Origin of the sequence: Synechococcus sp. PCC 7335 (genome assembly GCF_000155595.1) — a bacterium.
Taxonomy (GTDB): Bacteria; Cyanobacteriota; Cyanobacteriia; order Phormidesmidales; family Phormidesmidaceae; genus Phormidesmis.
Window position 1 is genome coordinate 252,740 of the sequence record NZ_DS989904.1, and the last position, 20,664, is coordinate 273,403.

Sequence of the window (20,664 nt, forward strand, 5' to 3'; positions counted from 1 at the left end):
GCCTGACGACGACGTTCTATGAACTTGCAGGTGAAGAGATCTAAGAATAGAGTTTTAGCTGATTCCTTAGCCCGCGAGTCAAAAAACGAGAAGCTTGAAGTAGCGCCTGGGATAGAAATGATTTTGATTCGGCGGCGCACTGTGTATCGGTTACCGAACAATATTTCAGAGCTTGGAGATACTAATGTCTATTATCTAGTGTCCATTAGATAGATACGTGAAGAATTCTCCGTAGAATGTCTTGTAGCGTTTATGGGTAGTGGCAATGGGCTGGCGATATCTACTTCGGGTTTTGTCCCCTTGTTTGATTTTACTTACAGCTACGCTGACTGAGACCATCAGGTCCCGGTCAGCGTATGCGGCTGAAGAAATTCGTCTTTTGGTGGGCGGCCCCTTAATCTTTTCAGTCTCGGTGGACTCGTTAGAAGCGTTTGCACAAACGAGCGAGATTGCTAATGATCTGCGGCTGTTTACACGCTTCGCTGATGAGCAAGCACTTATCGGATTGCGTCAGGCCTTGCAAGCTAGTATCCCACTTAGCGCTCAGCAGATAGATAACTTAGGCTATTCCGTTCTTGGTCAAGATATCTTATTTAATCTGGGTAAGGTGATTCGCCCGCATCCTAGCTTGAATGGCGATCGCGCCTTACGCGGAGCTATTATCAGCGCAGCAGCCCATGCCAGAACGCAGTCAGACACTAGTAAGGCAGATGAACCCGTCGAATGGACTGCTATAGACGTGATGAGGCAATATCCTAGCCAAAGCATTGATGTTCGATGGCAAGACTTGCGGGCACTGCGTCAATCTGCGAGTTCGGCGTTGAGTGATAATCAGCAGGCGATCGCCACCATCCGAGCACAAGCCACCACCGACAGCGCCCAAAACGGCACAAGTCAACCACTGCTCGCACAAGATCTAGCCGCACTGGGCTCCTATGCTTTTGAAACCAACACCTTTACGCTTACGAGAGATGCTATAAGGCAAACTCAATTAGGCATCCAATCTCGCTACAGCTTTGATGTCGATACATATATGCCACAAGAGTTAGACCATCCTGCCCCTGTCATCATCGTCTCCCACGGCTATAGCGACACTAAAGAAAACTTTGGGTACATCGGCCGACATCTCGCGTCACACGGATTTGTTGTTCTCATTCCTGAGCATGTCGGTAGTGACTTAAGATTCCGGTTAAGCTACACCGAAGGCCGTCTTAATACGGGTATGAATCCAACAGAATATATCAGCCGACCTCAAGAAATCTCCTATTTAATCGATCACCTCGAGACGCTAGTAGCCACGTCATCTACTTGGGCTACGCAAATTGACTTAGAGCGAATTGGTATGGTTGGTCATTCTCTGGGTGCGGCTACAGCTTATGCGCTAGCAGGTGCTGAGATCGACTCTGACCGCTTGGTTGCTAGCTGTGAGAGTACGTCTGTCAACATTAGTCCTGCGCTGTATCTACAGTGTCTTGCACGGTTCTTGCCCGCTCAGGAAAACAATTTGAAAGATCCTCGTATCAAAGCTGTTATTGCAGCTAATGGTATTGGGTCTGCCCTGTATGGTCCTGAAGGCTTTGGAGAGATTGATCTACCCATATTGATAGCATCGGCAGCGAATGACGTCATTGCTCCGGCTGTTCCAGAACAGATCTGGCCGTTTTCTTGGGTAGAGTCTGACTCAAAATATCTAGCAGTGATGTCGGATGCGAGTCACTTCTCATTAACATCAGGAGGAGATACTGGTGTAGTTTCTCCCCTGACGCAGCCAGGGGCAGAAGCGCTGATTAATATCGTGTTAGGACAATACCGCGATATCGGGTCTAGATACCTCAACGCGCTGAATCTAGCTTTTTGGCAGGTATATCTTCAGAAGGACTCAACGTACTTACCCTATCTAAGCGATCGCTATGCACAACAACTCAGTGCTGATTACATCCCTTCACTAAACATAGTCGAAGCGAGTCAGCCTGAGCAGTTAAATACATCGAACAACTAGTAGAGAAAGCTCAGGGCGAGCAAATCACATGACTTAATTTTCCCACTCTCACAACTAGACATCTATCTCAATGAAATCTTTTGGCTCAGTTGGCGCTAGCTGATCTTATTTTTGGCTATAGGCGACGCTGAGGTTGAGGATCACTCACTTTTTGCTGATTTTCCGTACGGTAGTCTGTACATTACTATAGTTCTAAGTTGCTCTTACAGATTATGAAATACAGCTTCGAGTCTTTTCTTAGAATTGCATCTAGTAGCTTTGCTATTGCAAGTCTCTTCGCAGCTACAGGCACGCTGGTTGATTTCGCTTTACCAAAGACAGCCAGTGCTGCTGAAGAAATTCGACTCAACGTCGGCGGCCCTATCTTAGTCTCTGTCTCGATAGATTCGCTAGAGACCTTTGCCGAAAGTGGTGAGATTGGATCAGATCTTCGTCTAATCACGCGGTTCCTAAACGAAAATGAATTGCAGCGAATTCGCCAAGCCTTGCAGAGACCTGTTGCACTAAGTGTTGTCCAGACAGATAACTTAGTTTACTCAAAGCTAGGGGGTGATTTTCTGCAGAACCTTGGGAAAGTCTTTAAGGTGCATCGTGATATTAATGGTGGTCAGGCCTTACGAGGCGCTTTACTCACAGCGGCTGCTCAAGCAGGTCCAGAAGGCTGGACTGCAATAGACGTTTTACGACAGTTCCCGACCCACTCGATTGATATTGAAATAGGTGACTTGCTGACTTTGCGCCGGAGTCTGTCAGTATATTTAGGATATAACGAGGCGGTTGTAGAAGCCATTCAGCGTCAGTCTGCTGCTGAAGCCGCCCAACAGTCTGCACTCAACCCGTCTCAAGACTTCTCTCAGCTAGGCCCCTATCAATACGAGCGTGGCAGCTTCACTCTTTCCCCATCCGCAATCCGCCAAACCAGAGATGGACTTCAGGTCAATTACGATTTCTCTGTTGAAACTTATGTACCCCAAGGGTTGACTCAACCTGCCCCCGTTATTTTGATTTCGCACGGGTTTGGCGATGTACAAGAAAGCTTTGACTTTATTGCTTCTCACCTGGCTTCCTACGGCTATGTGGTGATGTTGCCTGACCATGTGGGCAGTGACCTTAGCGTACGACAGAGCTTTCTCCGGGGCTCTGTCGACACTATTTTGAGCCCTTCAGAGTTTGTCAGTCGTCCTCAAGAAGTATCCCTGGTGATCAATGAGCTAGAACGGTTAGCTGAAACCTCTACGGACTGGGCCGCTACGCTAGACCTAGATCGCATTGGCATGGTAGGCGACTCGCTAGGTGGCTCAACCGTCTTAGCGCTAGCAGGGGCAGATATTGACTACGATCGCATATCAGCTCTTTGTACGGACGAGCAGGTCATTCTAAATTTATCTATGTATTTGCAGTGTCAGGCCCGGTTTTTGCCACCGCAAAATCTACGGTTAGTAGATGATCGAATCAAAGCCGTCATTGCCTCTCATCCGCTAGGAGGTGGACTCTACGGCCCGGAAGGAATGGGCCAGATAAACATTCCGACAATGACGTTTTCAGGATCAAACGATATTGTTGCAACAATGGTGACAGAACAGGTCCATCCCTTTATCTGGACAGGTTCACAAGATAAATATTTAGCGCTCCTGACAAGAGGCACCCACTTTACGGTCAAGCCGGGACGCGAAGGCGTAGAAGGGTTTATTACCGCGTTAGTAGGAGAGAACCGCGATATTGGATCTCGCTATTTTAAGGAACTCAACATTGTATTTTGGAATACTTATCTCAAAGAACAAACAGAGTTTCTGCCATACCTCAGCGCCCGCTATGGCAAACAAATCAGTGAAGGTGAACCGCTACTGCTAGATATTATCGGCTCGCTTAGCCCAGAGGCCTTAACCACTGCCTATGGGCAAGCGCCACCTACTGCGATCATTCCCGAACCGAGCGATAGCGTTCTGCGGCGTCCTAGAGAAGAATCTGTTCTTGCTGAGATTGAGCGTACGGGAGTGCTGAAGGTGGCGCTGAGAAAAGATGCTTCACCTTTCGGCTACATTGATAGCGATGATAACTGGGTAGGCTACTGTCACCGTTTTGCTACCGACTTGCAGGCTCATGTAGACCAGACAGTCGGTTCGCAAGTTGAGGTAGAGTTGGTGAGAATCTCTTCGACTTTAGATAGTCGCTTTTCACTAGTGCAAGATGAGACTGCCCATGTCGAGTGTGGTCCTAATACTATTCGAGAAGATATTGAAGGTGTTAATTTTTCGTCTCCTTTAGCTGTATCGGGTACACAGTTTCTAGTCCCGAGAGGAACAATCGATAGTGAAGATGCTAATCCTCGCTTAGATGGTCTGCGCGTAGCGGTTTTGTCCAACACCACTACAGCGCAGTTCGTTGAAGAGACATTTCCACAGGCGAATGTCGTTTCTTTCCCAGGCCCTATTGGGAGAAGTGAAGCTATCAGTGCTCTTGGGATGGGTGAGGTCGATGTTGTTGCTAGTGACGGTATTCTCTCTATAAGCGAACTTCTCCGCCAAAATTTATCTTTGGCGGACTATGCTGTTGTTCCCGAACGTCCTTTGACCTGTGAATTCTACGGTTTGGCGCTGCCAAATAACGATCAAGAGTGGCAAACCATGATCAACAATTTTCTAAGAGATACTCATATAGAACGACTAGAGCAAGAAGTTCCTACGCCTCTGCTAGCAGGACAGATTGAAACGTTAGATTATTGTCTAAATCGAGCTCCAGACTAGAGTAATCATAGGACTATAGAACGGTCCATCTACTATCGCTAATTCTCTCGCCTAGGTTGAGAAGTATGAATTTGATCTATAGCTTTGGTCACTTAGCTTACGGTATAGTCATCGGCTACGACCCTTATATTTCAATAGGCTAAGTGACTCGCAAAGTGCGAATGCATCCGCACTTTGCTATAGCTGGGATACCTTTAGCATCATGGACTTCAATAGTCCTGGTCTTCTTCGCGATCACGCTGTGCTTGCATCTGTCTCAATGCCTCTTGCGTGGTGCCTACCACAAAACCACCCGTACCACATACCAGCATGTAGATCCGTCCTAGTCGCTGATAGTTTGCACTGGTATAGGGTGTCTCTACGATTCTAGATAACACTAAGCCAATGAAGACTCCAATGGCGCTCGTAACAATGCCAGCAAACCAGATTTTTCGTTGATTCATGGCATTTCTTCCTCTGTTCTAGAGATCTCCTAAATCAAGTCTTCACCTTCAATCTTGACAGGTGGGAACACAACTTCAGGGCTTCCTACATTGCCAGTACCTGCCGCCGCGAGTTCTATACCGCCACCTTTACTACCCCCATCAAGAGTATCAGACCCACCTGAAGAAGATTCATCCTTCAAGAAGTTTGCTTCTAAACTTTTGATCACCACGTACAGTACCGGCACAACCAAAAAGCTAAGCACTGTTGAGACCAGTAGTCCGCCAAAGAGTGCAGTTCCAATGACCCGGCGTGAGGCTGAGCCTGCACCGGTCGAAATCACCAATGGGAAGAAGCCTACTAAAGACGATACGGCAGTCATCAAAATAGCTCTGAATCTAGCCTCGCCAGCTCTCTTAGCAGCCTCTACAATTGTTGCACCGGCTTCCTTTTCCTGGTTTGCGAATTCAACAATCAGAATGGCGTTTTTACTAGCTAGTCCGATCAGCATCACCAAAGCTACCTGCACATACACATCGTTTTGCATGTCTCGCACAGCGACAAAGCTCAGGGCTCCGAGCAGTGCTAGTGGTACCGTAAGCAGAATAATGATCGGGTCGATATAGCTTTCGTACTGAGCCGATAGTGTGAGAAACACCATGATGATACCGAAAGCGAAGACCAGCAGCCCTAGGTTGCCAGCAGCTATCTCTTCCTTAGCAAGACCAATCCAGTCTGATTCTAAACCAGGGAAAGAGACTTCTGCTAAAGATTCATTTAGGGCGGCGATCGCCTGACCACTAGAGAATCCATCGGCTGGCTGTGCTTGAAACTTAATCGTACGAAAACCGTTGTAGTGATAGATAATCTGCGGACCCGTTACTGAGTTCACTTGAGCGATCGCACCTAGAGGAATCATCTGATTATCACGCGATCGCACGTACAAGCTTTGCAGATCTTCTGGCGAATTTCGGAAATCACCTTGCGCCTGCACAAATACCTTATAACCTCGGGCCCCTAACGTGAAATCGTTAACGTACTGCGATCCAATCGTGGCACCAATCGTTTGCAGGGCCTGTTGAAAGTCAATATTTAATGCTTCGAGCTGGTTTCGATCGAGATTGATTTCCAACTGTGGCGCGCCCGCTGTGAACTGAGTACTGGCCGAACCAATCGCTTCTTCCGCATTCGCACGCGCTAGCACCTCACGGGCACTACCTAAGAAATCATCAATGCTGTAGTCACCCCCTGTCTGATCTTGAAACTGAAGTTCGATCCCTCCGGTGGCACTAAATCCGGGAATCGGTGGTGGGTTAAACCCGGCGGCAATAGCTTCTTGATTTTGATAGAATGTGCCGTTGATTTTCTGTAAGATACTATCGACATCTTCGCCTTCGCCAGCGCGCTCGTCCCAAGGTTTGAGCTTGGCAAAAAACATGCCTCGGTTCGGGCCTGCGCCCTCTAGCGAAGCGCCACTCGCAGCAAAATAGCCTTCTACTTCGGGAATGCTGCTGATGGTTTCTCCTACCGACTCGATCACATCGTCTGTGTAGCCTAGAGAAACCCCGTCTGGCCCTTGCACAATACCTAGAAGAATCCCTTGGTCTTCATTCGGGACGAAGCCACTGGGCACTATCATGAACATTTGATAGGTAGCAATTAGGCCAAGTACGAACACCCCAATGATGATGTAGCGCATTCGAACAAACAGAGCAACAACGCTTCTATATTTCGCTATGAGCCAATCTTGAGCCTGGTTGAATTTGTTGAAGAACCACTGTAGGGGATTGACGCGGCCACTGTGGTTAGTTGCCGCTTCTGTGCTTTTTGGCTTTAGTAAAATAGCGGCCATGCTCGGGCTAAAGCTGAGGGCGTTGAAGGTAGAAACAGCCACCGAAAAAGCAATGATCAGGGCAAACTGCTGATAGAGTGCGCCTGTTGTTCCAGGGAAAAAAGCCACCGGAATAAACACTGCCATCAAAACCAATGAAGTGGATACTACCGCACCAGCGATCTCATCCATTACGGCTAGAGAAGCTTGTTTTGGCAGCAGTCCCTCATTGATCTTGGTCGTGACCGCTTCCACAATTACGATCGCGTCGTCTACTACCAGACCTGTTGCCAAAATCAAGCCAAACAAAGTCAAACTGTTGAGCGAAAAGCCAAAGGCGAAGGCGAAACCCAGCGCGCCAACTAGGGCTACTGGAATCGCAACTGCAGGAATAATCGTGGTGCGCCAGTCTTGTAAAAAGATAAAGATCACCAAAATAACTAGGCCAATCGCCTGCATGAGAGTGATCAACACTTCTTGAATAGAAACCTGGATAAACTCAGTGGTGTCGTACACCAATGAAGCCGTCATCCCAGGGGGAAATTTCTTACTCAATTCAGCTATCACAGCTTTTGTATTGTTGCCTACATCTAAGGCATTACTGCCTGGCAACTGGGAGACCGCTATGGCGACACCTTGCTGACCATTAATCAGAGCATTGGTAGCATAGTTCTCACCACCGATTTTGGCATACCCTACGTCTCGCAAACGCACCAATCCTCCATCAGGTAGCGTTTTAACTACCAGGTTCTCGAACTCAGCGGTGTCTGTAAATCGACCTTGAATCCGAATTGGCAGCTCAAAATTCTGACCCTCCGGCACAGGCGCTTGACCAATGGCACCGGCACCAACTACCACACTTTGGGTTCTCAAGGCATTAGAGACATCCAAAATGGTCAGTCCGCGAGCTGCGAGCGCGCTAGGATCGAGCCATAAACGCATAGCATTTTGCTTACTGCCAAAAACCGTAACATCACCCACTCCCTTTATTCGCTTGAGGGTGTCGACAATATTGGCATCGACGTAGTCACTAATGAAAATGTCGTCATACTCACCGTTTTCTCCATATATGCCGTAGACCATCAAGATGCTACTAGAGGTTGCTTTGGTTGTTACCCCCAACTGTTGTACCGTACTCGGCAGCTTGGGCAATGCCTGAGCCACTCGGTTTTGAACGTTTACTTGACTGATATCTTTATCACTGCCGGGAGGAAAGTAGACCGAAATATTACTAGTTCCGGCATAGGTTTCTGAACTGATGTAGTCCATCCCAGCCACCCCATTAATCTCGCGTTCTAGAATGGTGGTGACCGTATTCTCCACGGTTTGCACATCGGCTCCGGTATAGAAACTGGACACCCGAATCTGGACGGGAGAAATATCTGGTAGGTAATTAATCGGCAGCAGTGGAATACATACGCCACCAATCAACATAATCACGATGGTACAAACGGTGGTGAGTACCGGTCGTTTGATAAAGTTTCCAGAAACAGACATAGTGTGACGTTGTTCTCAAGGGGGTCAGAAAGTGGGTCAGAAGGTTAAAGTAGATCAGATAGCTAAGTGGACTAAGTAGACACAAGCTGTAAACTACTCAGCATCAGGAGTTAGTGTCTCTTTGCGCACTATCTGCACTAGAGTCGACTTCACTGTTCGCTTCACTTTCAGTAAAGGGCTGTTTGCTAACTACTTCTGGAACAATCGGTGCACCGTCTTGGAGCTTGAGGATATTAGAGACAGCAATGCGATCGCCTTCTTCTAACCCAGACATCACGCGATAGCGACCGCCTTGGATATCTCCTAGCTCTACAGGCTTGAGGTTGACAATCTCCTGTCCAGACTCATTGGGTTCTTCACCCACCACATATACGAAATTTTTACTTCCCGAGCGGCTGATCGCTGCTGACGGAATCAGCAAACCTGGCTCTGTGTTCCAAATAACCTTGGCCTCTACATATTGGCTATCTTTAAGCTTGCGGCCTACATTGTTGAAGAGCGCCTTCACTAAGATGGTTTGCCCTTCCGAATTTACAGTAGGAGAAATAAAGTCGACTGTTCCATTGGTCAGTAGTTCGTCTGTTGCTGGGTCAATTAGCTGTACAGTCAGCCCTTCTTTTAGCTGAGAAGAGCGAGTAGACGGCACTTGCAGATTCAAGACTAGGTTTTCAGTTTGGGTGATTTGGACAATCTGATCACCTGTTCCTATATATTCGCCTCGCTTTACGTTTAAGTCGCCCACCACCCCAGAGATAGGAGATACAACTTCTTTAGATTGAAAACTGACTAAAGAGGCGTCAGCCCGGGCCTGAGCCTGGCGAATGGAACTCTCCGCTTGAATGATTGCACTCTGCGCAGCGGTCACTTTTTCTTCAGCAGCAGCAAAGTTATTCTTAGCGGCTTCTACCTCAAGTAATCCCTCATCTAAGCGTAGCTCTGCGATCGCCCCCTGCTCATATAAGGTGCGCAGCCTCGGCTCATACTCGGTAGCCACATTCAGTTCCGAGAGCGCATTTGTTCGCTGAGCTTGAGCAATCCCTAGTTGCGCTCTTGCACTAGCTAAATTCGTCCTAGCAACTTCGACACCAGCTAGATCGCCTTCATACTGAGGTGCCGTTTGATCTGGCCTTAGGGATACTATCGACTGCCCTGGACCAACAAACTCTCCAGGTGAGACAAAGACGGTTTCTATTCGTCCCTGGATTTCCGAGCGTACGTCAACGATTTCAACGGCTTCAAGCGTACCGACAAACGTCGTACTATCGCGCACCGTATCAGACGCTAACTCTTCTACCTGTGCGGGTATACCTGGCGAAACCACATCTGCATCAGGGGTACGCCGACAGCCTAAACTTAGAAGTGAAATAGAAAGAGCTGTTCCTAATACAAAAGGCGATAGCCAGCTTCTTTGAGGGCTTTGAGAGCTTATTTTATTTTCAGCAAGCATCGGAATTCCTAGAGGATGAATAGGAGGCTAGAAAAAGTGTAGTAGGAGAAGGCCTTAGGAAGAAGCATTTTGCTCCTTAATTCTCAACAAACTTCTAGGCTCATGAATATACCGGGAAAACCCTATGGCAGCCCTAAAATTATTACATCGAAATTCAACGATACGTTGAATGCAATAGGCAAAAAAACATTAAACTTTATTCACTATTAGAAAATTGACAAGCATAGCCTCTGCCCCAAATACTTTATCGACACCACAGCGTTGTGATAGAACTCACCGCGATCAAATGTATCAAAGAAAATGTGTATTAGAGAAAATGTCAGAGGAAAAAGATACTTGTATTGATTTTTACACGTTATACCTAGATGAACAGCCTTAGCCGCTTTGGTCAGCTAGTCGCGATGATCCTAATATCCAGCAAAAGATATCTAACAAAGGAGTGATCTTCGAGAGGGCTAAACCGCGCCTATTGTTTTCGTGCATCTGGCTAATAATTTATTCGTGCATCTGGCTAATGATTTAAATGTGTTCTGTATCAAAAGAATACTAGCAAAAGCTTTACTCACGACGTGCAAGATAGCCGCCTACTAGAATGGCGATGAATACTGTTGAATACATTTGGCCAATAATCGCTTCTAAGTTCGTCAAAACTAGAGCGATATCACTTATTGGAACGATATCGCCGTAGCCTAGGGTAGTGAGCGTTGTAAAGCTGAAGTGAAACGTCTTTTGGTAGGCACCTTCTACCCCACCAGCATCAAACATAGGCTGAGAGAAGGCTTCAGGATTGAGCACAGCAACCATGCCATAAAACAGCGCCCAGACAAAGCCAATCAGCAAATAGACACTGATACCTCCTCGAATGGTGTCTGCCGTGACTTCAGCAGCGGTGAAGATATCTTTACCAATCCAGTAGGCTGCTCCTCCAAGATAAATGGCATAAACACTCTGAGCGATCAGAGCATAACGGATAGACAAAGCATCACCCATCCAGCCTAAGTTCGCGCCGAGGATGAGTAGATACGCTAGCACAGCAATGGCTGTGTAGACGGAGAGCAAAGCTCTGGGTAGCGAGAGGCTCTTAGTGAGCAAGATCATGGTGCTGAGTAGCAACAGAGGGAAAAATATACTACTCAAACGACCTTCGAGAAAGGGAGAGGCAAAAAAAGTTACAAGCAAACTAATAAGCAGAAGCGTGTACTTATCTCTATGAGGAATATAACGACGATTCATACTGCTTCAAGCTCATCTAGTTTACTCTGATTCATCCTATTACTATCTATACTTTCAGAAAGTACCTTGATGCATAAGAAGCACAATACCCTTTATAGAATCTGATTCTTATCCAAAAGCGATCGCGGGGCCGGAGTCACTGAGGGTCAATTGCGGTCGACCTTATATTCTGTTGGGATATCGGACTTCTATAGCGCTACAGCGATAGAAGACATAATCTATGGAAAATCAGTGAGCATTATTTCTATGGATTGATACCAACTATCGGTACAATCAAATACAGGTATGAGAGTAACAGCTCCCCACCCTCTACCTTGAACGCTAATAAATTTAGCTAGTATACTTTGTTCGCAAATTCAAAGGAACTTATGAAATATCGTGGTATTTTCTCTCTATCTGGCCTGCTTGCATTAGGGACAGCTTTTTGTACACTACCTGCAATTGCAGATTCCGATTTTGTGATGAGAGAATCTTTACTTATCACTCAAGACGCAGAACCTCCTGAGAATCGCCCCCCTGTTGACTCTGTCGTCGCCACAGCGCCTATCCAGCTTAGAGTCGTCAACGAATCTACGATAGATGCGGATATCTCTGCAGCGCTTTTGGATCCCCCTTCAGATGATCGAGTAGCTGCGCCTGGTGAATCAGTAACCTTTGGTCGATTGCATACTAGCTTTTTACCACCACCGCTGGAGTTAGAGATTGTTGCAGTAGATAGGGACATCAGTTTGGATAACCTGACGCTAGCTGTAGAAGACAATGAGATTATCATCACTATACTTGCCGAGCCAGGAGTTTCTGGCGAGGCAAGGGTTATCCGCGTAGACGAAGCCGGCTTGGTTTATATTCTATAGTCACAGGCAGTTCAAAGACATGCCGACACTACATGTACGCGTACGTAGGTCTGTGGGTCGTTTATTAGTAGCCTGTTAATATGCGTTTTTGTTTGAGGCACACCCTCTCTACAACGAATTGAGAAGGTGTAGCCTTATCACAATGATGACTACGGATGACCAATTGTGGAGAAAATTACTGGATTAGACTGAGCTGAGTATTTCAAGGATAGGAATCCAGATTGACTTTTGATATACCTTAGAAGTCAATCTGGACTAGTTCTATGGTCGAACCGCGCTAAGTTTCAGTCACGTGTGCAGGAGATACATCACGCTGTTTGTAAAGCTCTAGCGGTTGGCTTCAAATTGACTGAGCAGCGTTCCTTCGGGATCATCTATGCAGCCATCGACAATACTGTCTGAGGCAGCGACTAACGCAGGTGCATCAATCGTTGTAGTCTCAGAGACACCACTCATGTAGCCATGCATGAATATCATCAAATTTGTTTGCTCATCACCAGGTGTTTTGAGAAAGTCGCGGCAAGTGAGAGCTTCCAAATCAATCTGATCTACGGTAGCGGCGGGTACAGTAGTCTCTTCTTGAGCGATCACCTGAGAATTTCCATAGGCTGTGATACCCAGTGTTGCAACAGAAGCAGACAAAATAAACCAACTAAGCTTTTTCATGGATTTTTCTCGCTTATACATTTCCTTTTCTTCATTTACAAGTCTTGCAGACCAGATAGATTGAAATCAACTGTTAAGACTAAGGTTTCTAGTAAGACTAAGGTTTCTAGATGATCCGCTAAAACAACTTAGTAACCATTTCGGTCCATACAGCGCTCGTACTCAGCTCTGCGATAATCGTCCCAGTCGTCGCTCTGCGCACTGAGTCCACCCACAGTGCCTAGAGACGCGCCTACAAGCGCACCTTTGCCACCATCGTCACCAAAAACTGAACCCAGAACAAATCCTCTAGTGGCACCGCGGGCGGCCTGCCCAACGATGGGGTGACCAGAGAATTGGCGGTCGGCAGCGTCTCGCGATACATCGTCGCAGTAGCGAGAAACAGAATCATAGCTGTAGCTCCGTGGCTGCGCTTTCGCAGCACTGGCCGTTGCGAAAGCGCAACCAGACAGAATGATCACGCTTAGGACCATCTGCTTGCCTAACTTTATTCCCACAAGCCTTATCTCTCAGTAAAACTACATATACATCAAGCGAGTGTTTATTCTACACGATAAACGTAGCTGGATATTGAACAATCGCTAGATAAATCATGGCGCTACTAGAACAACAATGAAAGACCGTAATTACTCTAAAATACAGCTTACTAACTGTTTGTATTAAACGAAGGAAACGTCTTTATCTCCTCTACGGTGCCACGGCCCAAACGCCAGGTTTCGACGCTGCCATTGTCGAAGTCCATTCTGACATCGAGTGTTTTATTCGGCAACTGGGCAATTTCAGCTTGCACGGGAGTCAGATCAAAGCGGCTACCACCAACGCTGCAGTTTTCAGCAGGAACGTAGATAGACTCAACAGTTGTAGTAGGGAAGGGCGTGCCAAGACTACCATAATAACCACCTCCCCAGTAGGGACTGCTAAAAGGGTCTGCAAGCAAGGTAGTCGTTTCGTAATAGGCCGGAGCGACTTCAACAGCTTGGGCCTGAGTCGCTACTATTTTTTGATCAATCGTTACCAAGACCTGATCGCCATCAAGCAACGTAATCTTCTCAAGCTGGGCATTAGCTATGGCTTGATTACGGAAGCAATAGAACATAGAGACCTGTAACACGTTCGAAGAAGGAATGTCTCCCCAGAGAGTGTATAGTCCTACTCTCTTGTGCTTAGGATCGTAGTCTCTATCTTTGACTGCATAGCCAAGTCCTCTATCAGGAATAGAGAGAGTAAACACTTCACTGAAAGGCGCTTCACGAATGGCCTCTAGAATCTCTGCTGGTGGTTCGTCTAAAACTTCGTTCAGCAGCTCCTCTTCAATATTGCTTTGAGTAAGTTGCTGAGCATGACTAGGAAGAATTTCACCTGTGCCAGTAATCCCGCCTGCAACTAAACTACTAACCAGCAGTATCCTGGAGCAGGAGCGCCTAACAAGCGTGCTGTATTGCTTTGAGAATGAACCTTTGGTCACAAGTGAATCCCTTTCTAACTTTTAGAATGATTAGGTTGAGGCATACAGCGCAATAATGCCGTAAACAAATTTATCTCTATTACAATACCTGGCGGTAGAGCGTGAGAAAAATGCTTAAATTACTTTCTTCATAGTTCGTAATTTGACCTAAGGAACAAGGTAACAAAAAGATCTTGGCTTAGATGTTGGCTTATTAGTGCTGACAATCTTCCCTTTCAGAAGCCGCAATTGTGAGCGAGTTGTCATTGCCGACTATGCACTTTAATCATTCTGTTGAATCTGTGTATTGCCGAACCCTGTGAGCGATCGCGTCAAATCCCATAGTAGCCGCCGCTCATCTTGCAACTGCAGCACGACGCTAGTCATCGGAGTGATTTCTCCAACTGTCTGACAAACAACCTGATTAGAAGCAAATAGTCTCTTAACTGCTGCAACATTGTTTGGCGGTACGCTTAATAGAAATCCATAGCTAGGAAAGCTCGTCAGCCACTTAGTCCATGGCACACCAACCGGGCGCGGCACTCTGTTCAAATCTAGCAAAGCCCCACAGCCAGAAGCCTCGCACAGCATCAACAACGTGCCCGCCAAACCACCCATACTAATGTCTTTACCGGCGCTGCATAGATTGGCATTAGCTAGATCGGTTAACTTTGATAGGTGTGATCGCAACATAGCCGGTTCTGCCATAGTCGCTGCGTTCCAAAAGGGATAGTCGCCGTAATAGACCCCTGCCATATTGATCACCATCATCAGCGTATCCCCCGGACTAGCCTCGAAGCTGGTGATCAGCTGACTTGCCCGTCCTAATACCGCTACGGCCAAACCGCTGTACTCGCTATGACAGTTTGTATGTCCACCTACGATGGGAACGCCGTAGGCAGTTGCGGCTGCTCGCATACCTGCCCATATCTGTTGAGTTTCTTCTTGCGAACGACTCCATAGCGCATCTACAACAGCGATCGCGCTTCCTCCCATAGCCGCGATATCCGATAGATTAACCATCACCGCACACCACCCGGCAAACCACGGATCGCTCAAAACTAGCTGCGGCCAGATGCCTTCTGCTGCTAGCAGCAAATAGCCGTCCCCATCGAAAATCGCTGCGCAATCATCCCCTAGTCGAATCTGTGAGCCATCTACGCCAGGTACATACTGTCCGATTGCAGTGGCTGCCGTTTGAATATCTTGTTTATTCAAGATGCTGGCAGCCGACTGAAGCAAATGAACAATCTGCGAAAGCGTTTGCTGCATAAGAGACTACGCTACGTTTAGGATCGGTAAGGCAGGGCGTGGCTGGTCGGTGGGAGGGTAATAGTCTAAATCGGCTTGCATGAGGTGATGAGGGCGCTCTAGGATTTCTAGCGTTTCTAGGCTCTCCCAGTGTAGGCGAGTAAAGAAACGAACGTTCTGCAACTGAACCGTGGCCAGAAAGCGATCGCAACCCCAGGTATTCGCGGTCGTGACTGCTTTTTGGATTAATCCTTTACCAATGCGACCAACCCGGCGAAAGTCAGGATGCACGCCGAGTCGCCCACCGTACCAAAGGCGAGGAGACTGCTCATAGATTCTGACAACGCCGACGATTTGGTTGGGTTTGTCCTCTTCATGGGCGATCGCCACAATGGGATAAGACTTCTGATCGATAGCATCGCGATCTGTTTGTTCAAACAGTTCTTGTTCTTTACAGAAAATCTGCGATCGTAGGTCAAAGTAACTATCTATCTCGTCGGTTGATAGCGCTAATTCAAAGCTGTAAGTTCGTTTAGCCACTTCTCTTGCCTTCCTCTACTGCTAGCAACGCTTCAATTCTCGTACCGCTTTAGCTCATACATGTTTCGATTTAAGCTATCCGGCCCAAAGCCAGACTATTCGAAGCCAGACCATTCAAAGCCAGACTACTCAAAGTTAGACTGCTCAAAGTTAGAGAGAGCCGAGCAGGCCCCACATTTCGCACACCCTGCTTTCATCTCGCTAGATAATAGATTCGCATCTCTCAGCATCTGTGCAATGCGCTGATAAAGCTCAAACATTAGTCCACTATCCGGTGGAGGCGTTTGTGCCAAGGGCGTGCCTACAATCGGAACAAACGGCACTACAAATGGATAGACGCCTAACTGAATCAGTCGCTCACTCACCGAAAGCAAAGTATCCTTACTATCACCTAATCCTGCAAGCAAGTAAGTACTTACCTGTCCTCGACCAAAGACTTTGACAGCCGCCGAGAATGCTTCAAAATAGTAGCTAAGTGGCACCTTTGCCTTTCCGGGCATGATTCTTGCTCGAACTGTCGGATCTGCGGCTTCTAGATGCATTCCTAAGCTATCTATCCCAGCCGAGTGCATTCGATCAAACCATCGAAAATCATCGGGCGGCTCGCACTGTGCCTGAATAGGCAAAGAGACTTTTGCTTTGATGGCTTGAGCACAGTCGGTTAGATAGGCGGCACCTCTATCTGTTGTATTTGGGGTGCCTGTCGTCATAATCATGTGCTCTACCTGGTCAAGACGAACAGCAGCTTCAGCAACTTCGGCTAGTTGCTCAGGCGTTTTCTTAGCAATCGTGCGATCGCTTTCTAAAGACTGACCAATCGCACAAAACTGACAGGCCGTTTTACGATTCTCGTATCGAATGCAGGCTTGCAAAACTGTTGTTGCTAGTACATTGTTGCTATGCAACAGCGCGATCTTCGAGTAGGGGATGCCATCAGCGGTGTGCAAACCGTAAAACTTAGGCTGACGTGGAAAGTCAAGCGGACTAATCACTTGATTGTTCTTTGCTAAATAAGACTGACCGGTTGAGGAATCAATATCTACTCGGTAGGGAGACTGGGCTGCACCATCAGTGTAAACAGGCACCATTACAGTTGTCCGGCCAATCGTTACCGCTTTATGATCAGAAGGACCCGCACCGCCTTTTCGTCCGGCTGCCCCTATCTCAGATGTCGCTAGGTTGAGCCCTCTAGATTGCAGGTCAGTAATGATATGTTGTGCGTTTAATGGCTCAGCGGATAGCAGACTACTTCGCATGTAGGGAACTGATTTGGACATAGGTCGACAAAATAATCTGAGAATAAATAGGAATAATCTGAGAATAAAGAAGAGACGCCTAGTTGATTTAGTCGTTGCTCTTTGAAGAGAGCCGCTCTAGGCGACGGGTAGAAGAATCGGAACTATTTGAAGAAATAGGGATTCCAACAGAATAGTCAGCGTCTTCTTGAAGACCTTCAAGTCCTTCTACTGCAGAAGAGTCTAAAGGCTGCGAGTCCCTCTTCTCATGAGTAACCTGGTTGATAGCTGAGTAGGCAGATGTATTGATCTTGAGCTGGAGCAGATCGGGTCTCGCATAGTGACCCACAGAATCCATCATACGCTTACGTTTGGTGATCAAAGAGAAATCTAGGCTAGCGATCGCCATGCCCTCTCCTTCTCGAATCGGCTCTGCTAAATGGACCCCTTCCGGACTAATAATCGTCGTATAGCACCCACCTTGCAGTACCTTTTGTAACGCCTCAGTCGGCGCAATCTGTTCTACCTGCGCAGGCGATAGCCAGCCCGTCGAATTCACAACAAAACAGCCTGACTCTAGAGCGTGATGACGCATTGTCACTTCAGTTTGTTCACTGAAAATATCACCCACCATTGAGCCAGGAAACTGGCCGCAGTGAATTTGTTCATGCCCTGTCATCAGACTATAGCGGGCAAGCGGATTGTAATGCTCCCAACAGGCCAACGTACCCAATCGTCCAACTGCTGTCTCACACACCTGCAACCCAGACCCATCGCCCTGTCCCCATACCATCCGTTCGTGATAGGTCGGTGTTAGCTTCCGGCGCTTCAACACACACTCACCTGTTGCGTCGAAAACGAGCTGAGTGTTGTAAAGTGAGCCCTTATCCCTTTCGTTCACGCCTAGAACAATTACCATCTGATGTACGCGAGCTGCCTGACCAACTGCGTCAGTCACAGGACCCGGGACAACTACTGCCTCCTCATAGAGTCTCATATGTTCTTTGCCCATCAGCACGGGCGGCAGCACAAAAGAGAAGTAAGGATAGTAAGGGATAAAGGTCTCAGGAAAAACAATCAGATCTACGCCTTCTTTGGCAGCTTCACCAATCGCCTTGAGCACTTTTTCTACCGTACCCGACTGACTATGTAACACAGGTGAAAGCTGTACGGCGGCAGCTTTTACTGTTTTAGAGTAATCCATAGTAAATGCTGCTTAGTGAACAGGCTCTCTTGATAATTGTGGCGTTGCTTCTCTAACGTTAATACCCCTTCTACAGCGGACTAGAGTGGGTATTGAGCCACAGTCCTACATCGTCCAAGTATCTAATATAAACGCACCTTCTTTACGATGCATGAGTACGATATCTAAAACATCTTTGGGGTTAATGGGCGTAATGCCAGGAATCAAAGAAGGCTCACCGTGCCCGTACAATGCCTGCAGCGCGAACCGACAGGCATAGACCTTAGCCCCATCTGCAATCACCTTTTCAACCCGATTGTTCATGGCCATATGTCCAGGGAAGGCCTCATCCCCCAACTTAGGAAAGCCGCGCTGTACACCTAGCGTTACCCCAGGCCCGTACAACAATACAGAAGTCTCGAATCCTTTGCTAATCAGACGGCTAACTTGCAACAGATTCACTAGTCCAATAGAACCTTCAAACGCAACCGTATGAAAGGTTACTAGTGCCTTTTCGCCAGGTTCTGCCTGAACATCAGGAAATACTTTCTCTTCATAATCTACAAAAAAGTCACCACTCTGATGCGCTGGCGTTGTTACAGCTGGCATATGTCATTACTCCCAAATATCTGTCCACACCGTAAGTGGTCGAAGCACCTTTTCCAGTATCTATTGCTACAGATAGATAGAGTCTGACTATTGAGACAGGACAAACTACTTCAAGATAGTCGCTTACGACTTATTGAAGACATCAGCCTGCACGAAAAGACAGGTAATTCTTCAAAGCGACACTGTTAAAAGAGTGAGGCTTTTCGATTCTGTAACGTCTGATACAAGGCTATTCTAAAGGTCTTTCTATGGTTGATAAATAGTCTTCAGTGAAATAATCTTTTCTGCTTCTATGGCATCTGTTTTGAGGTGCTTGTTCTCACACAGCGTTTGCCTAACTGCTTATGAGCTTATCAACGACTACGCACTATCCAGTTGTTATTGTTGGCGGTGGCCAAGCAGGGCTATCTGTCAGCTACTGCCTAAAGCAGCGAGGCATTGAAAATATCATCTTTGAGAAGCATAGCGTTGCTCATTCTTGGGAAGCTAAGCGATGGGATTCTTTCTGTCTAGTTACGCCTAATTGGCAGTGCGTACTACCAGGGTATGCGTATTCAGGTGACGACCCTGATGGCTTCATGGGAAAGCGTAAGATTGTTCAATATGTTCAAGATTATGCCCAGTTTTTTGAAGCTAACATTAGAGAAGGGGTTGCGGTAGAGAAAGTTGAGGAAGAACCCAGCAATGCTGTTTTCAAGGTAACGACCTCGGCAGGAATATATACAGCTGATCAGGTTGTCGTTGCGACAGGTGGATATCATATTCCTAAGATTCCGACTATAAGTGAGGCTTTACCTGAAAGTGTTTTACAGCTTCATTCTTCAGCATATAAGAAGCCAGCGGATCTACCGGCAGGAGATGTGCTAGTCGTAGGCACGGGTCAGTCGGGATGTCAGATTGCAGAAGATCTGCATCTAGCGGGTAGGCAGGTACATCTGTGTGTTGGTGGAGCACCGCGATCGCCCCGGCAATATAGAGGTAAAGATGTCGTCGAGTGGCTAGATCAGCTAGGCTACTACGACATTACTGTAGATGAACACCCGCAAAAGGAAGCCGTTCGGAAAAAGACAAATCACTATGTCACAGGGCGTGGCGGGGGTAGAGAGATCGATCTGCGGCAGTTTGCAACAGAAGGAATGCGACTCTACGGCAAACTGAAATCTATTGAGGGAACTCGGCTGACTTTAAAAGACGATCTAAAAAAGAATCTTGATCAAGCAGATGAAGTAGCCGAAAGTATTAAAAGAACCATCGATCAGTACATAGAGAAGAACAACATAGAAGCTGTGGTTGATCCTCCCTATGAACCCGTGTGGCAACCGAATGACACACCGACCTTGATCGATCTTGAAGCCGCTGGCATCAATACCGTCATTTGGGCAACCGGCTATCATATGGATTTTAGCTGGATAGAGATTCCTGCGTTTGATGGGAAAGGCTACCCGACGCATCAGCGGGGTGTAACGACAGTAGAGGGGCTGTATTTTATTGGACTGCCCTGGCTGTACACCTGGGGGTCGGGGCGTTTTTCTGGGGTAGCTCACGATGCCGAGCACCTTGCTGACTGTATCGAACACTGCATTGAGCTTAGACATCGTGGATTAAAACTCTCACAACCGGGTCGTTATGAGGCAATTAATGAAGTGGCGATTGGATCATAGACCGCGCTTAGTCCACTCTTTCTAGCGACTCGCACTTTCATAGCCAG

16 protein-coding genes are annotated in these 20,664 nt (G+C 47.2%); 4 read left to right on the forward strand and 12 right to left on the reverse strand.

Going from position 1 to position 20,664, the window contains the following annotated elements; all coding sequences use genetic code 11:
• The first annotated feature begins 265 nt into the window (after nucleotides 1–265).
• Together S7335_RS01075 and S7335_RS01080 are read left to right on the forward strand one after the other, a co-directional pair.
• Nucleotides 266–1,999 (forward strand): alpha/beta hydrolase, encoded by a 1,734-nt coding sequence (locus S7335_RS01075; RefSeq protein ID WP_050765753.1) that lies wholly within the window; start codon nucleotides 266–268, stop codon nucleotides 1,997–1,999.
• A gap of 212 nt (nucleotides 2,000–2,211) precedes the next feature.
• Nucleotides 2,212–4,743: an alpha/beta hydrolase gene (locus tag S7335_RS01080; RefSeq protein ID WP_006453557.1), complete on the forward strand. Its 2,532-nt coding sequence runs from the start codon at nucleotides 2,212–2,214 to the stop codon at nucleotides 4,741–4,743.
• A 209-nt stretch (nucleotides 4,744–4,952) separates the two neighbouring features.
• Here S7335_RS01080 and S7335_RS01085 read toward each other — a convergent pair whose 3' ends face one another.
• The 4 genes from S7335_RS01085 to S7335_RS01100 form a co-directional block, all read right to left on the reverse strand.
• Nucleotides 4,953–5,186: a hypothetical protein gene (locus tag S7335_RS01085; protein ID WP_006453524.1), complete on the reverse strand. Its 234-nt coding sequence runs from the start codon at nucleotides 5,184–5,186 to the stop codon at nucleotides 4,953–4,955.
• A 29-nt stretch (nucleotides 5,187–5,215) separates the two neighbouring features.
• Nucleotides 5,216–8,494, reverse strand: a complete 3,279-nt coding sequence (locus tag S7335_RS01090) for an efflux RND transporter permease subunit (RefSeq protein ID WP_006456889.1) — start codon at nucleotides 8,492–8,494, stop codon at nucleotides 5,216–5,218.
• A 103-nt stretch (nucleotides 8,495–8,597) separates the two neighbouring features.
• Nucleotides 8,598–9,941, reverse strand: a complete 1,344-nt coding sequence (locus S7335_RS01095) for an efflux RND transporter periplasmic adaptor subunit (RefSeq protein WP_006456193.1) — start codon at nucleotides 9,939–9,941, stop codon at nucleotides 8,598–8,600.
• A 558-nt stretch (nucleotides 9,942–10,499) separates the two neighbouring features.
• Nucleotides 10,500–11,039 carry a potassium channel family protein gene (locus S7335_RS01100; RefSeq protein WP_227499925.1) on the reverse strand — a complete coding sequence of 180 codons (540 nt, stop codon included), beginning with the start codon at nucleotides 11,037–11,039 and terminating at the stop codon, nucleotides 10,500–10,502.
• A 503-nt stretch (nucleotides 11,040–11,542) separates the two neighbouring features.
• Here S7335_RS01100 and S7335_RS01105 point away from each other — a divergent pair.
• A complete protein-coding gene (locus S7335_RS01105; protein ID WP_006455086.1) occupies nucleotides 11,543–12,028 on the forward strand; it encodes a hypothetical protein in 486 nt (161 codons plus the stop codon).
• 327 nt (nucleotides 12,029–12,355) lie between these two features.
• Here the strand turns inward: S7335_RS01105 and S7335_RS01110 are convergent, their stop codons facing one another.
• The 8 genes from S7335_RS01110 to S7335_RS01145 all read right to left on the reverse strand — a co-directional run bounded on the left by S7335_RS01110 (nucleotide 12,356) and on the right by S7335_RS01145 (nucleotide 18,956).
• Nucleotides 12,356–12,694 (reverse strand): HdeA/HdeB family chaperone, encoded by a 339-nt coding sequence (locus tag S7335_RS01110; protein WP_006456343.1) that lies wholly within the window; start codon nucleotides 12,692–12,694, stop codon nucleotides 12,356–12,358.
• 128 nt (nucleotides 12,695–12,822) lie between these two features.
• Entirely contained in the window at nucleotides 12,823–13,191 is a 369-nt protein-coding gene (locus tag S7335_RS01115; RefSeq protein ID WP_198011337.1) for a YMGG-like glycine zipper-containing protein, read from the reverse strand.
• A gap of 149 nt (nucleotides 13,192–13,340) precedes the next feature.
• Nucleotides 13,341–14,159 (reverse strand): hypothetical protein, encoded by an 819-nt coding sequence (locus S7335_RS01120; protein WP_006456337.1) that lies wholly within the window; start codon nucleotides 14,157–14,159, stop codon nucleotides 13,341–13,343.
• A gap of 261 nt (nucleotides 14,160–14,420) precedes the next feature.
• Nucleotides 14,421–15,410 (reverse strand): sll0787 family AIR synthase-like protein, encoded by a 990-nt coding sequence (locus S7335_RS01125; RefSeq protein WP_006455920.1) that lies wholly within the window; start codon nucleotides 15,408–15,410, stop codon nucleotides 14,421–14,423.
• A 6-nt stretch (nucleotides 15,411–15,416) separates the two neighbouring features.
• Entirely contained in the window at nucleotides 15,417–15,929 is a 513-nt protein-coding gene (locus tag S7335_RS01130; RefSeq protein WP_006455735.1) for an MSMEG_0567/Sll0786 family nitrogen starvation N-acetyltransferase, read from the reverse strand.
• A 125-nt stretch (nucleotides 15,930–16,054) separates the two neighbouring features.
• Nucleotides 16,055–17,185, reverse strand: a complete 1,131-nt coding sequence (locus tag S7335_RS01135; RefSeq protein WP_006454622.1) for an MSMEG_0568 family radical SAM protein — start codon at nucleotides 17,183–17,185, stop codon at nucleotides 16,055–16,057.
• An 88-nt stretch (nucleotides 17,186–17,273) separates the two neighbouring features.
• Nucleotides 17,274–18,368, reverse strand: a complete 1,095-nt coding sequence (locus S7335_RS01140) for a Nit6803 family nitrilase (protein WP_006457294.1) — start codon at nucleotides 18,366–18,368, stop codon at nucleotides 17,274–17,276.
• A gap of 105 nt (nucleotides 18,369–18,473) precedes the next feature.
• Nucleotides 18,474–18,956 carry an MSMEG_0572/Sll0783 family nitrogen starvation response protein gene (locus S7335_RS01145; RefSeq protein ID WP_006457039.1) on the reverse strand — a complete coding sequence of 161 codons (483 nt, stop codon included), beginning with the start codon at nucleotides 18,954–18,956 and terminating at the stop codon, nucleotides 18,474–18,476.
• Nucleotides 18,957–19,300: 344 nt separating this feature from the next.
• Here S7335_RS01145 and S7335_RS01150 point away from each other — a divergent pair, with 344 nt between their 5' ends.
• Nucleotides 19,301–20,617, forward strand: coding sequence for an MSMEG_0569 family flavin-dependent oxidoreductase (locus tag S7335_RS01150; protein ID WP_006456842.1), 1,317 nt, complete (start codon nucleotides 19,301–19,303; stop codon nucleotides 20,615–20,617).
• The last annotated feature ends 47 nt before the right edge of the window (nucleotides 20,618–20,664 follow it).

Bases quoted from the DNA above. Each gene is read 5' to 3' on its own strand.
- S7335_RS01090 (WP_006456889.1), bottom strand. From the start codon at position 8,494: ATGTCTGTTTCTGGAAACTTTATCAAACGACCGGTACTCACCACCGTT.
- S7335_RS01085 (WP_006453524.1), bottom strand. From the start codon at position 5,186: ATGAATCAACGAAAAATCTGGTTTGCTGGCATTGTTACGAGCGCCATT.
- S7335_RS01075 (WP_050765753.1), top strand. From the start codon at position 266: ATGGGCTGGCGATATCTACTTCGGGTTTTGTCCCCTTGTTTGATTTTA.
- S7335_RS01135 (WP_006454622.1), bottom strand. From the start codon at position 17,185: ATGCGAAGTAGTCTGCTATCCGCTGAGCCATTAAACGCACAACATATC.
- S7335_RS01140 (WP_006457294.1), bottom strand. From the start codon at position 18,368: ATGGATTACTCTAAAACAGTAAAAGCTGCCGCCGTACAGCTTTCACCT.
- S7335_RS01080 (WP_006453557.1), top strand. From the start codon at position 2,212: ATGAAATACAGCTTCGAGTCTTTTCTTAGAATTGCATCTAGTAGCTTT.
- S7335_RS01095 (WP_006456193.1), bottom strand. From the start codon at position 9,941: ATGCTTGCTGAAAATAAAATAAGCTCTCAAAGCCCTCAAAGAAGCTGG.
- S7335_RS01105 (WP_006455086.1), top strand. From the start codon at position 11,543: ATGAAATATCGTGGTATTTTCTCTCTATCTGGCCTGCTTGCATTAGGG.
- S7335_RS01125 (WP_006455920.1), bottom strand. From the start codon at position 15,410: ATGCAGCAAACGCTTTCGCAGATTGTTCATTTGCTTCAGTCGGCTGCC.
- S7335_RS01100 (WP_227499925.1), bottom strand. From the start codon at position 11,039: ATGATCTTGCTCACTAAGAGCCTCTCGCTACCCAGAGCTTTGCTCTCC.
- S7335_RS01110 (WP_006456343.1), bottom strand. From the start codon at position 12,694: ATGAAAAAGCTTAGTTGGTTTATTTTGTCTGCTTCTGTTGCAACACTG.
- S7335_RS01150 (WP_006456842.1), top strand. From the start codon at position 19,301: ATGAGCTTATCAACGACTACGCACTATCCAGTTGTTATTGTTGGCGGT.
- S7335_RS01145 (WP_006457039.1), bottom strand. From the start codon at position 18,956: ATGCCAGCTGTAACAACGCCAGCGCATCAGAGTGGTGACTTTTTTGTA.